The sequence below is a fragment of the Tenacibaculum sediminilitoris genome (assembly GCF_964513795.1).
In the GTDB taxonomy this organism is placed as follows: Bacteria; Bacteroidota; Bacteroidia; order Flavobacteriales; family Flavobacteriaceae; genus Polaribacter; species Polaribacter sediminilitoris.
Genome location: NZ_CAZEQR010000008.1, coordinates 22,414 through 37,212, shown reverse-complemented (window position 1 = coordinate 37,212; position 14,799 = coordinate 22,414). Strand labels below are relative to the sequence as shown.

General features: G+C 31.2%; 14 protein-coding genes. 9 read left to right on the top strand and 5 right to left on the bottom strand.

Features of this window, described 5'->3' with window-relative positions; all coding sequences use genetic code 11:
- Positions 1 to 422: 422 nt before the first annotated feature.
- From ACKTSW_RS03345 to ACKTSW_RS03315, 7 genes are all read left to right on the top strand, one after another.
- Positions 423 to 860 carry a GNAT family N-acetyltransferase gene (locus ACKTSW_RS03345; RefSeq protein ID WP_408023857.1) on the top strand — a complete coding sequence of 146 codons (438 nt, stop codon included), beginning with the start codon at positions 423 to 425 and terminating at the stop codon, positions 858 to 860.
- 1 nt (position 861) lies between these two features.
- Entirely contained in the window at positions 862 to 1,725 is an 864-nt protein-coding gene (locus ACKTSW_RS03340) for a sigma-70 family RNA polymerase sigma factor (RefSeq protein WP_408023856.1), read from the top strand.
- Positions 1,726 to 1,781: 56 nt separating this feature from the next.
- Positions 1,782 to 1,976 (top strand): 30S ribosomal protein S21, encoded by a 195-nt coding sequence (gene rpsU, locus ACKTSW_RS03335; protein WP_408023855.1) that lies wholly within the window; start codon positions 1,782 to 1,784, stop codon positions 1,974 to 1,976.
- Between the two features lie 78 nt (positions 1,977 to 2,054).
- Positions 2,055 to 3,413, top strand: coding sequence for a sodium:solute symporter family protein (locus ACKTSW_RS03330; protein ID WP_408023854.1), 1,359 nt, complete (start codon positions 2,055 to 2,057; stop codon positions 3,411 to 3,413).
- The gene (locus ACKTSW_RS03325) at positions 3,401 to 4,534 is read left to right on the top strand and encodes an amidohydrolase (protein WP_408023853.1); all 1,134 of its coding nucleotides are present in this window, start codon (positions 3,401 to 3,403) and stop codon (positions 4,532 to 4,534) included. Before ACKTSW_RS03330 ends, ACKTSW_RS03325 begins: the two co-directional genes overlap by 13 nt.
- Before the next feature lie 2 nt (positions 4,535 to 4,536).
- Positions 4,537 to 5,691 carry an alanine racemase gene (gene alr / locus ACKTSW_RS03320; RefSeq protein WP_408023852.1) on the top strand — a complete coding sequence of 385 codons (1,155 nt, stop codon included), beginning with the start codon at positions 4,537 to 4,539 and terminating at the stop codon, positions 5,689 to 5,691.
- Positions 5,692 to 5,693: 2 nt separating this feature from the next.
- The gene (locus ACKTSW_RS03315) at positions 5,694 to 6,800 is read left to right on the top strand and encodes an alanine racemase (RefSeq protein ID WP_408023851.1); all 1,107 of its coding nucleotides are present in this window, start codon (positions 5,694 to 5,696) and stop codon (positions 6,798 to 6,800) included.
- A gap of 68 nt (positions 6,801 to 6,868) precedes the next feature.
- Here ACKTSW_RS03315 and ACKTSW_RS03310 read toward each other — a convergent pair whose 3' ends face one another.
- From ACKTSW_RS03310 to ACKTSW_RS03295, 4 genes are all read right to left on the bottom strand, one after another.
- Positions 6,869 to 8,116, bottom strand: coding sequence for an NAD(P)/FAD-dependent oxidoreductase (locus tag ACKTSW_RS03310; protein WP_408023850.1), 1,248 nt, complete (start codon positions 8,114 to 8,116; stop codon positions 6,869 to 6,871).
- A gap of 51 nt (positions 8,117 to 8,167) precedes the next feature.
- Complete coding sequence (locus tag ACKTSW_RS03305; protein ID WP_408023849.1) at positions 8,168 to 9,175, bottom strand: 4-hydroxyproline epimerase; 1,008 nt, start codon at positions 9,173 to 9,175, stop codon at positions 8,168 to 8,170.
- A 157-nt stretch (positions 9,176 to 9,332) separates the two neighbouring features.
- Complete coding sequence (locus tag ACKTSW_RS03300; protein WP_408023848.1) at positions 9,333 to 10,919, bottom strand: aldehyde dehydrogenase (NADP(+)); 1,587 nt, start codon at positions 10,917 to 10,919, stop codon at positions 9,333 to 9,335.
- A 32-nt stretch (positions 10,920 to 10,951) separates the two neighbouring features.
- Positions 10,952 to 11,872 (bottom strand): dihydrodipicolinate synthase family protein, encoded by a 921-nt coding sequence (locus ACKTSW_RS03295; protein WP_408023847.1) that lies wholly within the window; start codon positions 11,870 to 11,872, stop codon positions 10,952 to 10,954.
- A gap of 157 nt (positions 11,873 to 12,029) precedes the next feature.
- Between ACKTSW_RS03295 and ACKTSW_RS03290 the strand changes: the two genes are divergently transcribed.
- Positions 12,030 to 12,878, top strand: coding sequence for an AraC family transcriptional regulator (locus ACKTSW_RS03290; protein WP_408023846.1), 849 nt, complete (start codon positions 12,030 to 12,032; stop codon positions 12,876 to 12,878).
- Positions 12,879 to 12,975: 97 nt separating this feature from the next.
- Positions 12,976 to 13,956, top strand: a complete 981-nt coding sequence (locus ACKTSW_RS03285) for a PorP/SprF family type IX secretion system membrane protein (RefSeq protein WP_408023845.1) — start codon at positions 12,976 to 12,978, stop codon at positions 13,954 to 13,956.
- Here ACKTSW_RS03285 and murI read toward each other — a convergent pair.
- Positions 13,953 to 14,750, bottom strand: a complete 798-nt coding sequence (gene murI, locus ACKTSW_RS03280) for a glutamate racemase (RefSeq protein ID WP_408023844.1) — start codon at positions 14,748 to 14,750, stop codon at positions 13,953 to 13,955. The two genes, ACKTSW_RS03285 and murI, sit on opposite strands and share 4 nt — an antisense overlap.
- Positions 14,751 to 14,799: the final 49 nt, after the last annotated feature.

Sequence of the window (14,799 nt, the reverse complement as noted above, 5' to 3'; positions counted from 1 at the left end):
TTCTTTTATAGTAGTTGTTTTGAAATTACTTATAAAATTCATACCTTTGTATGATATGGTAGACACTATACACGAAAAAAAAAATCAACGAGTTTTTACATTCGACTACCTTGTGTTCCGTAATCAATCGGACAAATTTATTCCCCCAGGGAATCTAATTTATAAATAGCTTCTTTTTGAAGCTTAGATATTCTTTGAAACATTTTATAGAGTTATTTATCTATTTCTTATAAAATGTGTTCTTGCCCTTACGAATATCATTTCTTAGATAAACGTACACTTTTCGAAAAAGTATTTAATATTAAAAAAATAAAATCATAATAAATAGGCATAGTGTTTATTTATATTCTAGACTTTTAGTAGAAAAGCTAAAGAGTTTTGTAAACATTACACACTTATTCTTCTTATAAAAAATAAAAATTATGACAATAAAAACTTACGATGCTTTTAATCGTATTACCCCTTTAGAAATAGAAAGAGTAACAAACTTCCTATATAAGCATCTTGAAAATTATGGAGATGAAAAAACTGCGATTCGTAAAGCAATAAACTACGCAGCTAAAGAACGAACAGGTTTAGGAGGGTATGTTTTTACAATAGAAGATAAAAGTGAAATTGTAGGAGTTGTGGTGATAAATAAAACAGGGATGGATGAATATATTCCTGAAAATATTTTAGTATACATAGCCACTCATAATGAATATAGGGGAAAAGGAATAGGAAGGAAAATAATGACACATGCTATTGAAAACTGTAAAGGAGATATTGCTTTACATGTAGAAAAAGATAACCCAGCTAAGTTTTTATATGAAAAACTAGGGTTTACTACTCCGTATTTAGAAATGAGACTAAAGAGATAATATGAGACAGTTAAAAATAACAAAACAAGTTACCAATAGAGAGTCAAAATCTATTGAGAAGTACTTACAAGAAATAGGTAAAATAGATTTGATTACTGCTGATGAGGAGGTTGAATTAGCTCAAAGAATTAAAACAGGAGATCAAAGAGCGTTAGAGGCTTTAGTGAATGCCAATTTACGATTTGTTGTATCGGTAGCAAAACAGTATCAAAACCAAGGGTTACGACTATCAGATTTAATTAATGAAGGAAATATTGGGCTAGTTAAAGCGGCAAAAAGGTTTGATGAAACACGTGGATTTAAATTCATATCGTATGCTGTTTGGTGGATACGCCAGTCTATACTACAAGCTTTGGCTGAACAATCTCGAGTAGTTCGTTTACCATTAAATAAAATAGGAAGTATAAGTAAAATTAATAAGGCAGTTTCTAAATTAGAGCAAAGCAATGAGCGTATGCCTACACCTGAAGAAATAGCTAAAGTTTTAGATATGACAGTTTCTGATGTTAAACAGTCTATGAAAAATTCAGGAAGACATATTTCTATGGATGCACCTTTGAAAGAAGGAGAAACATCAAACTTATATGATGTGATAAGAGCTTCTGAAGCTCCTAAACCAGATAAAGATTTAATGCAAGAATCTTTAGAGTTAGAAATTAGTAGGAGTTTAGAAACATTATCTCCAAGAGAATCAGATATTATAAAATTATTTTATGGTTTAGAAAACTATCGACCAATGAGTTTAACCGAAATAGGAGAAACTTTTGATTTAACAAGAGAACGAGTACGACAAATTAAAGAAAAAGGAATAAGAAGGTTGAAGCAAAGATCTAGAACTAAAGTATTGCAAACTTATTTAGGATAAATTTCTATTTTATTCGATTGATTCAAAACCATAAAATAATTTTAAAAGATAGAATCATGTTAATAATACAGGTAAAAGAAGGTGAGAATATCGATAGGGCGATTAAACGCTACAAAAGAAAATATAGAAATACAAAAATATTACAAGAAATAAGAAAAAGAAAAGAATACAAAAAACCATCTGTAACTAAAAGAGAGCAATTAAAAAAAGCTCAATATAAAGAACAGTTTTTATTAGATCGGGAAAAATAAGACATGGATATACATTTTATTGACCTACTAATTTTTATACTCTATCTAGTTTTTATGCTTGGAGTAGGAATCTACTTTATGAATAAAAACAAATCTAAAGAGGATTACTATGTAGGAGGAAGAAATATGTCTGCAGGGCATATAGGTTTATCTGTTGTTGCTACTGATGTAGGAGGAGGTTTTTCTATAGGTTTAGGAGGTTTAGGTTTTTTAATGGGGCTCTCCGGTAGTTGGATGCTTTTTACAGGGTTATTAGGTGCTTGGATAAGCGCCGTTTTTTTAATCCCAAAAGTATACCCCATAGCTAAAAAACATCATTTTTTAACCTTTCCAGAATCTCTAGCCTTTCACTACAATGCTAAAGTAGCGCTAATGGCGGGAATTATTTCGTTAATAGGTTATATAGGTTTTACAAGTTCACAAATATTAGCAGGAGCAAAGTTAGCATCTGCTACATTTCCTTCAATATCCATAACAAAAGCAGTTTTAATTATGGGAGTAATAGCTGTTGTATATACAGTTATTGGAGGAATAAAAGCAGTGATTTATACAGATACTATTCAATGGATAATTCTTATGGTAGGATTGATAGGCATTGGAATTCCTATTGGTTATATAGAAGTTGGAGGATGGAGTGGTATTAAAGAAATTTTACCAGCCAGTTTTTTATCATTAACAAACGTAACGTTTGTTAATATGTTTAATTGGATAATTACGATTGTACCAATTTGGTTTGTTGGAATGACTTTATATCAACGAATTTATGCTTGTAAAGATGAAAAAACAGCAAAAAAAGCATGGACAATAGCAGGGTTATTTGAGTATCCAATAATGGCATTTATGGGAGTAGCTTTAGGGTTGTTTTCAAGAGTAGCCTATGAACAAGGAATGTTTGCGAGTATAGGGTATGCGCCAGGAGTTGAGTTAGATGCTGAATTAGGACTACCATTGTTGTTAAGAAGTATTTTGCCAGTAGGTTTAATGGGATTAATGATGTCGGCTTATTTTTCGGCAATTATGTCTACAGCAGATAGTTGTTTAATGGCAGCTTCAGGAAACTTAACAACAGATATTTTTGGGTATTTCAAGAAGAGTATCAGTATAAAAAACTCACAATTAATAACCTTTTTAATAGGAGGTTTAGCCATTGTATTAGCAACAAAAATGCAAAATGTATTAGAGCTAATGTTGTATTCGTATGCTTTTATGGTATCAGGTTTGTTAGTTCCTGTTTTAGGAACATTATTACTAAAAAAACCATCGCCAATAGCCGCTTTTTATGCTATGATTTCAGGAGGACTTACCACTTTACTATTAATTATTTTAGAAGTAAAACTACCTTTTGGTTTAGATGCAAATTTCTTTGGAATTACATTATCTGCTATCGTGTTTTCAATAATTCAGTTAATCAATAACCAAAAAACATGGAAAACCTAAAGGATACTTTAGAGAAGGTAAGAAAAGAATTACATAAGTTTCCTGAAGTTTCTGAAGAAGAATACGAAACTAAAAAAAGAATACAAACTTTTTTAGAACAACACACTTCTTGTGAAGTACTACCAGTAGCTAAAACAGGGTTATTAGCAATTTTTAATGGGGATAAAGAGGGAAAAATAGTTATGTTAAGAGCAGATATTGATGCCCTGCCCATTCAAGAGGTAAATACTTTTGAATATAAATCTGTAAATGAAGGGGTTTCACATAAATGTGGACATGATGGCCATACAGCAATTTTACTTGGAGTAGCAAAACTACTTACGAAAAAAACTTTGCCAAAAGGAAAGGTACTTTTGCTTTTTCAACCCTCAGAAGAAAATGGAAGAGGAGCGAAGTCAGTTTTAGAAGATTCATATTTTAAACAATTAAATATAGATTATGTTTTTGCGTTGCACAATTTACCTGGTTTTACTAAACGAGAAATAGTTGTAAAAGAAAATGAGTTTACTAGCAATGTAAAAAGTGTTGTAATTACTTTAGAAGGAAAAACAGCACATGCAGCGGAACCAGAAAAAGGATACAATCCGGCTAATGCAATTGCAGAAATTCTTCAGTTTGTAAAAAAAGAAACTAAAAATACACCCGAGGATTCTGATTTTTTCTTGGCAACACCCATACATCTAACTATGGGAGAAAAAGCCTATGGAGTATCAGCAGGATATGGAGAAGTACATCTTACTTTAAGAAGTTGGAGTACAAGTTTAATGAAAGAGAAACAAAAAAAACTTGAACAGCAACTTCAAAACCTTGAAGAAAAAGAAAATCTAAGTATTTATACTTCTTGGTTTGAAGAATTTTATGCAAACAAAAACAACAAAGAGGCTGTTGAATATATTAAATTGGCAGCAGCACAACTAAACCTAGCAATTAATGAAATAAATACTCCATTTAAATGGGGGGAAGATTTTGGTTTGTTTACGCAACAATACAAAGGAGCTATGTTTGGCTTAGGAGCAGGAAAAAATACGCCTGCATTACACAATCCAGATTATGATTTCCCTGATGAAATAACCATAACAGGAACACAACTATTTTATAATATTTTAAAAGAAGTTCAGTAATAATGACTCATACATCTTATTTAGAATTATCTGAATCAGCTATAAAAAACAATATTGATTTTATCCGTGGTATAATTGGTAATTATACCATTTTTTCGTCTGTGGTGAAAGGAAATGCTTATGGTCACGGAATTAAAGCCTACTGTATGTTGGCATACAAATATGGGGTAAGACATTTTAGTGTTTCTGATGCTAACGAAGCTTATGAAGTAAAAAAAACACTACCCTATGAAGATGTGACCATTATGATAATGGGCATGATTGAAAACAATCAGTTGCCATGGGCTATAGAAAATGAGATAGATTTTTTTGTTTTTGAAGAAGATAGACTACAAAATGCAATAGAAACTGCTAATAAATTGAAGAAAAAGGCTCGAGTTCATCTAGAAATTGAAACAGGAATGAATAGAACAGGATTTGTTCCCAGAGAAATTACAAAAATTCTTAAATATGTTGAAAAACATAAAGAGTTTATTAATATACATGGAATTTGTTCTCATTTAGCAGGAGCAGAAAGCATTTCTAATTATAAAAGAATAACAGATCAAAAGAAAAAATTTAAAAATGTAAAAAAGAGAGTAAAAGAACTAAATTTGGTTAGTCCAACATACCATTTAGCAAGTTCAGCAGCTACAATTCGTTACCCAACAACAAGGTTAGATTTGGTAAGAGTTGGTATTCTACAATTTGGTTTTTTTCCAACAAATGAAATATTAGTTCACTATTTAACCAAAGAAAAAATAGTAGAAAATCCACTAAAAAGAATTATATCTTGGAAAACACAAGTAATGGATGTTAAAACCATAAAAGCGGGTCAGTTTATTGGTTATGGCACATCATATTTTACAAATCAAGAAACTAAAATAGCGATTATTCCTGTTGGGTATTCTTCAGGATATAGCCGTTCTTTGAGTAATAAAGGAAAAGTTTTAATAAGAGGGCAAAGACATAAAATAATAGGAACTATTAACATGAATATGATGGCAGTAGATATTACACATGCTAATACTATTGAAAAGGGAGATGAAGTTGTATTAATAGGAAGTCAAGGAGATGTTGAAATAACCGTTTCATCATTCAACGATTCAATACAAATCATTAATTATGAATTACTAACACGACTTCCTGGAAATTTACCAAGGATAATAACAAAATAATTATGGCAGAATTAATTATATATTCTGAAAGAATAAAAGATAATATAAAGAAGTTAAGCAGTTTTTTTGAACAAAATCATATTGAATGGAGCTTGGTAACAAAAGTATTCTCAGGTGATAAAACATTCTTAAATGCAATTTTAACTCCTGATGTAACCGAAAAAATTAACTCAATAGGAGATTCTAGATTAACAAGTTTACGAAACTTAAGAGAGGTGAATCCAAACTTACGTACTATATATATAAAACCTCCCGCAAAAATTTATGCTGATGATGTTGTTGAGTATGCAGATATTTCTTTAAACAGTTCTTTGTCTACCATAGAGTCGTTAAATGAAGCAGCGAAGAAGAAAGATAAAATTCATAAAATTATTATTATGATTGAAATGGGAGAGCTAAGAGAAGGAGTAAAAAGAGATGATATTTTAGGTTTTTATGAAAAAGTATTCAACTTATCTAATATTGAGGTAATAGGTATAGGTTCAAATTTAGGTTGTATGTATGGGGTAGAGCCTACCTATGATAAATTGCTGCAATTATCATTATATAAAGAACTCATTTCAGCAAAGTTTAATAAAGATTTAAAATATGTTTCTGGAGGAACATCAATTACGTTACCGTTGGTAGAAAATGGAGTAGCTCCTAAAGATATTAATCATTTTAGAATAGGTGAAGCTGCCTTTTTTGGCGTAAGCCCGTTAGAAAACAAACGATTTCAAGATTTATACACCAAAACATTTGAGTTTTATGCCAATGTAATAGAGTTAGAAAAAAAGAAAATAGTGCCCGATGGTATTATTAGTGAAGCAAGTATTGGTCATACCTCAAAGTATAATGAAAGTGATATACAAGAAACATCTTACAAAGCTATTTTAGATTTTGGCTTATTAGATGTAGATAAAGATGATATTGAAGTAGAAGATAAAGACATATCTTTTGTAGGAATAACCTCTGATATGTTAGTAATTGATGTAGGCTTAAATAAAGATGCATCAGGAAAAGTAAAGTATAAAGTAGGAGATAAAGTTAAGTTTAGCCTCAGTTATATGGGAGTAGCAAGACTTTTAAGCTCTAAATTTATAGATAAAGTTTATGTAAAAGAGATTTAAAAATCTGTTTTTTATTGTTTGTTTTAAAATACTCAAGAGCTATTATTTTTGTGTCTTGAGTTTTTATTTTAGTTAAAACGTTCAACATTAAATGGAGTGGTATCTAAACTTGTTTTTTTATTAACAACAATTTCAGAAACTAATTTACCAGAAGCAGGCCCTAAACTCCACCCCATCATGGCATGTCCTGCAGCTACAGTTACATTTTTAAGATTTGAAAGCTTACCGATGTAAGGCAAACCATCAGGAGAGCATGGGCGTAAGCCACTTTCAACACTATCTATTTCTTTTTGAGAAATATTTAAATTGTTGTAATAACTTTTGCTAGCATTAACTATAGCATTTACTCTTTTTGAGTTAATTTTATTATTAATACCAGCAATTTCCATCATGCCACCAAAACGTGTAAACCCATTCATTGGAGTTACCGCAACTTTAGCCTCCGTTAAAATAGCTGGAATAGTAATGCCTGTATTACTTTTTACATTAATACGATAACCTTTACCTGCTTGAACAGGAATATTGATTCCTAATTTTTTAGCTAGTTTTTGTGTCCAAGACCCAGTAGTCAAAATAAATTCATCAGCAACAATTGTATTGTTTTTTGTACTGATCGATTTTACTTTACCATTAGAAACATAAAAATCTAGAACTTCTTCATTAAATAAAAAGGTAACATTATTTTGTTCTAAATACGACTTTAATTGTTTCATATATTCACTTGGGGTCATGTGAGCATCTGAATGGTAGTATACAGCCCCTTTTATATTCAATTGAATGTTAGGCTCAAGTTTTTGAGTTTCTTTTTGAGTTAAATGTTCAACCTTTAATCCTTCTTTTATACCAAGTTTTCCCACGTTCCATTCCTCTTCCCCCATTTTATCAGTTTTATAATACATCATCAATCCTTTATGCTGATAATGAAAATCAAAATCATTGGAAGCCTGTATTTCTTCATATAATTCTTTACTGAATAAATTAATATCTTTAATAATAGAAATAGAATCGGCAACTTTCTTATGTGTTGCTGATTTTTTAAAAAACCAAGCCCATTGTAGAAAATCGTAATCTAAACGAGGTTTAATAGATAATGGACTAGTAGAACTAAGCATCCATTTTAGCCCTTTAGTAATCATTCCCGGAGCAGCTAAAGAAACGATATGGCTAGGAGTAATAATACCTGCATTGGCAAATGAAGCCCCCGATGAAAAATCAGATTTTTCAATTACAGTTACTTTGTGTCCTTCTTTTTGAAGGTAATATGCAGAACTTAAACCTATAATTCCACCACCAATAATAATAATTTCTTTATTCATAAAAGAATATCTCGATTATATTCGAGATAAGATATTGCTAATTATATAATATTAAATAACTTGAAAGCCATGAGCATAAGGATCATCTTCATCATCAATAATAATAGTATTGTACCCGTATACTTTAGCCCATCCTTGAATACTTGGAACAATGGCTAATTTACCATTTAACGTAGTTTCTTTTTCTACTCGACCAATAAATTTACTTCCAATAAAACTTTCATGAATAAATTTTTCACCAAGCTGTAGTTTCCCTTTAGCATATAACTGTGCTAAACGTGCAGAGGTTCCAGTACCACATGGACTTCTGTCAATTGCTTTGTCGCCATAAAAAACAGCATTTCTTCCAGAGGAATTAGAATCAATAGGATTGCCAGTCCATAAGATATGAGTCACATCTCTAATAGTATCATTTTCTGGATGAATAAATTGATTAGGATATTTTTCATTGATTCGTTTTCTAACTATTTGTGAGTATTGAATAATTTGAGAAGCAGTAAAATCATGAACCCCTGAAAAGTTTTTTTGTGGATCTACAATAGCATAATAATTTCCGCCGTAGGCAACATCAAAAGTAATTTCTCCTAATTCAAGACAATCTATTGTTAAACCCTGAGCAGCCAAATAGCTTTTTACATTGGTTAGCCGAACCCAATCTACCTTTTTACCAGTTTGTTGGTATTCGATTTCAACTAATCCAGCAGGGGTTTCCATTTTAATTTTCCCCGGAACTTTAGGAATAATTAACCCCTCTTCAATAGCGATAGTAATAGTTCCAATGGTTCCATGACCACACATAGGTAAACATCCAGAGGTTTCAATAAATAAAACAGCAAAATCGTTTTCTAGATCGTGAGGTGGAAATAAGATAGAGCCACTCATCATGTCATGACCACGGGGTTCAAACATTAGCCCTTTACGAATCCAATCGTATTCTTTTAGAAAGTGCTGACGTTTTTCACTCATGTTGATACCTTTTAGGTTTGGACCTCCTCCGGTAACCACCCTAACAGGGTTTCCACAAGTATGTGCATCAACGCAAAAAAAAGTTTTTTTCATCTTAAATTGAATCGCCAGTTTGTATTCTGTAGTAGAAAAAACCCTTCACAATTTCTCTATTTAGGAAAAACAAAACTGGCTTTGTTTCAATTTCTTTAGATGGTCCAAAAGTAATACTTTGAAACCAGAGATTTTCTAAAGAAAATATTAATTTTTATTATACTATTCCTTTTTTTGTTAATATATTGTTAACAGAACGCAAAATATGCAAAGGATTTTCATTTTTTAGTTCTTTAGGTAATATTTCGTTGGGCCAATCTTGATAACTAAAAGGACGTATCCAACGTTTAATAGAATTAATTCCTACAGCTGTAAATCGACTATCTGTTGAAGCAGGATACGGACCTCCATGAACCATAGACGGACAAACTTCTACTCCTGTAGGCACCCCATTAAAAATAATTCGTCCCACCCTGTTTTGTAAAGAAGCAATTACAGCTGGATAATTTGCTACTTCATTAGCATCAGAAATTACTGTTCCAGTAAGCTGTCCTTCTAAACTTGAAATAATTTTTTCTAATTGTTCTTCGTTTTCACATTGAACAACCATGGAGTATGGACCAAATATTTCTTGATGTAAGGTTGGATTATCTAAAAATGTTTTTCCTTCAACAGTTGTAACTACTTGCGATGCATAGTTAGGCTTTATTTTTCCTTCATAATTAGCAGCTATTGTTAATCCTTCTTGGTTTAACGCTTTAGTTTTACTACTCTCGTAGGCTCCAACAATATTTGGATGTAGCATACAAGTAGGATTGATTTCTGTAATTTTATGAGCTAGTGAATTGATGAATGTTGTTAAATTTTTTCCTTTTAATCCTAAAATTAAACCTGGATTTGTACAAAATTGGCCTGTACCTAACGTAATAGACCCCGCATAAGTACTAGCTAAACTTTCTGCTCTATTTTTTAATGCTTTAGGAAGCATAATTACAGGGTTAATACTTCCCATTTCAGCAAAAACAGGAATTGGCTCCTCTCGTTTTGCAGCTAAGTCTAATAAAGCTCTACCACCACGAATACTACCTGTAAAACCAACTGCTTTTACTTTTGGGTGAGCAACTAACTGTTGTCCTACTTCAATACCACTAGAGTTTAAGTTAGAAAAAATACCATTAGGCATTCCAGTTTTTTCTGCGGCTTTAATAATTGCTGAAGCAATGAGTTCACCAGTACCCGCGTGCATCGGATGCGATTTTACTATTACAGGGCAACCTGCAGCTAATGCAGCAGCTGTATCTCCGCCTGCTGTAGAATAAGCAAGAGGAAAATTACTTGCACCAAAAACAACTACAGGACCTAATGGAATATTCATTTTACGTAGGTCAGATTTTGGATTTGGTTCTCTATCAGGAATGGCAGTATCAATAGTAGCTTCTACCCACGAACCTTCTTTAACTAAATCAGCAAAAGAGCGTAATTGAAATATGGTTCTTCCGCGTTCTCCTTTAGCACGGCCCTCTGGCAACCCAGATTCTGAACAATAGATTTGTATTAACTCATCACCTAACGCTACAATTTCGTTAGCAACAACGTTTAAAAACTCAGATTTTCTTTTACCAGAAATAGTTCGATACTCTTTAAATGCTTTTGAAGCTAACTCGACAGCTTTATTTATTTCTTCTTGAGCTGCTTCGGTAAAAAGGTACTTATTTTCCTGATTTGATTCAGGATTGAATGTTTTGTACGTTTTATTTCCCGATGCAATTAATTGATTTCCTATATAATTTTTTCCTGTAATCATGTTCGATGAATTAATGAGTAAATGATAAAATTTTAAACAGCTAACAATTTATAATCGGGTAGGGTTGGTCTGTTTTTTAAACCAGTCTCTATTACGTTTAAAACATATTTACGTTCTTCTCCAATTAAAGGTAGTCTAGGAGCTCTTACGTTTTCAGTACCAATACCTGTAGCTACTTCTGCTAGTTTTATGTTTTGTACTAATTTAGGGTTTATATCTAACTCTAACAACGGTAAAAACCAACGGTAAATTTCTAAAGCTTCTTGTATGCGACCTGCTTTCTGTAATTCATAAATAGCAACTGTTTCTTTAGGAAAAGCACAAACTAAACCAGCAATCCACCCATCAGCACCCATTAATAGACTTTCCAAAGCCAATGTATCAACACCAGTCATTATTTTTAAACGATCACCAAAACGATTTTTAATTCTTGTAATATTAGAGATATCTCTGGTAGATTCTTTAACGGCTTGAATATTATTACATTTTAATAATTCTTCAAACATGTCTAGTGTAACCTCAATTTTATAATCAACAGGATTATTATAAACCATAATAGGAAGTGAGGTATTGTTCGCTACAGCTTTGAAGTATTCAACGGTTTCTCTATCACCAGATTTATAACGCATAGGTGGTAGCATCATTAACCCTTTAGCTCCATCTTCTTCAGCTTTTTGAGCTGCCTCAATAGCTCCTTTAGTGGTTTGTTCTGCTATATTCATTAATACAGGAACTTGATTGTTTACTAGATTAACAGTGGTTTTTGTTAATGTTCTTTTTTCTTCATTACTTAGAGTACTGGCTTCACCTAAAGTTCCTCCTAACACTATACCATGAACACCTGCATCGAGCTGTGCTTTTATATTTACTTCAAACATATTAAAGTCTAAAGTATCATCATTTGTAAACTTTGTAGTTACTGCTGGCATTACACCTTTCCAATTTATACTCATTGTAATATTTGTTTTTCATTGCAAAGTTATAGGGAAGACTGTATAGGTTTTAATTTCAAATTACCTTAAACTAATACTATATTAACTTATACATGATTATTGTGTATATATATTAATAGTATTTGCATATTTTTGAGTCAGAATAGTAGTTTTACGAATGAAAGCTTTACCTTTTAAAATACCAAAAACTCAAAATATTGGATTAATTTATCAGGAAGATAAAGAGCAATATTTTTACGATAAATTTCATCAGCATGAAGAAATACAGTTATGCGTAATAGTTAAAGGAGAAGGTACATTGGTTGTAGGAGATACTATTAATAAATATTTGTCAGGAGATGTTTTAGTTATTGGAAGTAATTTACCGCATGTTTTTAAAAGTGATGCTTCATTAATTAAAGAGTCTTTTATGATTTCATTATTTTTCACAAAAGATTCTTTTGGAAAGGATTTTTTCTTGCTCGATGATTTTAATGAATTAACTCCTTTTTTTGAAAAATCAAGATTTGGATTCAAACTCTTAGAGAACAGAGAAGATGTGATTGATATTTTTTTGAGTATACAAAATTCTACGAACCTTAATCGTTTCTTAGGGTTACTAGAACTTTTAAAGATCTTAGTAAGGTCAAAAATAGTTGAGTTAGCGAGTTTTGTATATCCAAAGAGGTATACTGATAATGAAGGTAAGAGAATGCGTGATGTAATGGATTTTACGATGAATAATTTTGAAAAAAATATAGATTTATATAAAATAGCTGAAAAAGCAAATATGACACCCAATGCTTTCTGTAGGTATTTTAAACAACGAACTAATAAAACGTATTTTACTTTCTTAAATGAATTACGAATTGAGAATGCATGCAAATTATTAACTTCAGATAAAAGCTTGTCAATTAGTGAAGTTGCATATCAGTGTGGATTTAATAATTTATCGAATTTTAATAGGAAATTTAAAGAGGTAAAAAGTATGAGTCCTTCTATATTTAGAAGAGAAAATTACAAATAATACCTTTTTTACACATAAGAATTCTCTTATTTATAAAATTTAACACAAAATATAGCATGACTTACCTATATTTGGTGTCTTTATTATAAGACAATTTATGAGAAAAAGAATTGCTACTCTTATTTTTTTGTTTTCTTGCGTTATATGTAAAATTAAAGCACAGGAGACACTACCAATTTATGCTGATTATTTGTCTGACAATGTGTATTTATTACATCCTGCAGCAGCTGGTATTGGAAGTTGCGGTAAAATAAGATTAACAGCACGTCAGCAATGGTTAGGAGTTCAAGATGCTCCTTCGTTACAAACAGCAAGTTTTCACTCAAAACTTGGAGAATATTCAAACACAGGAGTTGGTGTAATACTTTTCAATGACAAGAATGGATATCATTCTCAAAAAGGGGTTCAAGGTACTTATGCGTATCATATTAATATGGGTAACGAAAATGTATTCAACCAATTATCATTTGGTTTGTCTTTTTCTGTTGTGCAAAACGAAAGAGATCAGAGAAACTTTGTAAACGATCCTACTGTAAGTCAAGTAATCGAAAGTGATTTTTACTTTAATGCCGATTTTGGTATGGCATACCATAAAAACGGATTGTCTTCATATTTTACTGTCAAAAACTTATTCTTATCAGCAAAAAATAATCTAAACCCTGATTTTGAATCGTTCAACCTTAGAAATTATATTTTAGGAGGAGGTTATTTCTTTGGTGATAGAGAAAAACTTCAATTTGAACCATCTGTTATGTTTCAATATAAAGAGCAGACAGGAGAAAAAATAGCAGATGTCAACTTTAAAGTATATAAAACTTTAAATTCAACTCAATTATGGGCTGCACTATCTTATAGAAAGAATTTTGATGGGAGTGTTTTTGGAGATGCACAATATTTAACACCAATAGTTGGGGTTAATTATAAGAAATGGATGTTTGCCTACACTTATACTCAACAAACGGGTGATATCGTTTTTTCAAACGGAGGATTTCATCAATTATCTTTAGGAATTAATCTATTTTGCATTAAAAGAAGAGCTGCTGCTTGTCCTAATATCAATGGGAGTCTTACGTATTAAAAATTTAAGAAGCTAATCTCACAGTTTTCATAGTCTTTAAGCATGGCTTCCAAAACACGAACATCTTTGTTGATATAGAATGTGTTATTAGGTTGTTTGCTAGTTATACTGTTAAGAAGGTTTTGTTGTTGTAAAATTTTTTTCACTTGTTTAGCAACAGCCTCACCAGAATCAATAATTTTTACTTTATTCCCTGTGATTTTTTGTATTTGAGGAAGTAGGTATGGATAATGAGTACACCCCAAGACAATATAATCGCATTTTTCTTCTAGCATGGGGGTTATATACTTTTTTAACAAAGTAGTCATTTTTTTTGAGTAAATATCGCCATTTTCAATAAGTTCAACTAAACCTTCACCAACTCGCTCTACAATATTAATTTCATTATTAAGGCTAGAAGTTGTTTTTTCAAAGAGAGCACTATTTAAAGTACCTTTAGTAGCAAGTATACCAATAGTACCTGTTTTGGTATTTAATGAGGCAGGTTTAATAGCAGGTTCTATCCCTATAAATGGAATAGCGTAATTGTTTCTTAAAAATTCAATAGCGTTAGTAGTGGCAGTATTACAGGCAACAACAATAACTTTTGCACCTTTTTTTATCAAAAAATCCGTGTTTTTAATTGATAAATCAATTATTTCTTTCGTTGATTTTTGACCATAAGGGGCATGTTTACTATCAGATAAGTAAATAGTGTTTTCATTTGGTAAAAGTTGATGAATCTCTTTCCAAATAGATGTACCACCAATACCAGAATCAAAAATACCTATGGGTTGTTGTGTAATAGCTTTCATACTTATAACAAAAGTAAAAATCCTGCTGTTTATACAGCAGGATTTTTAT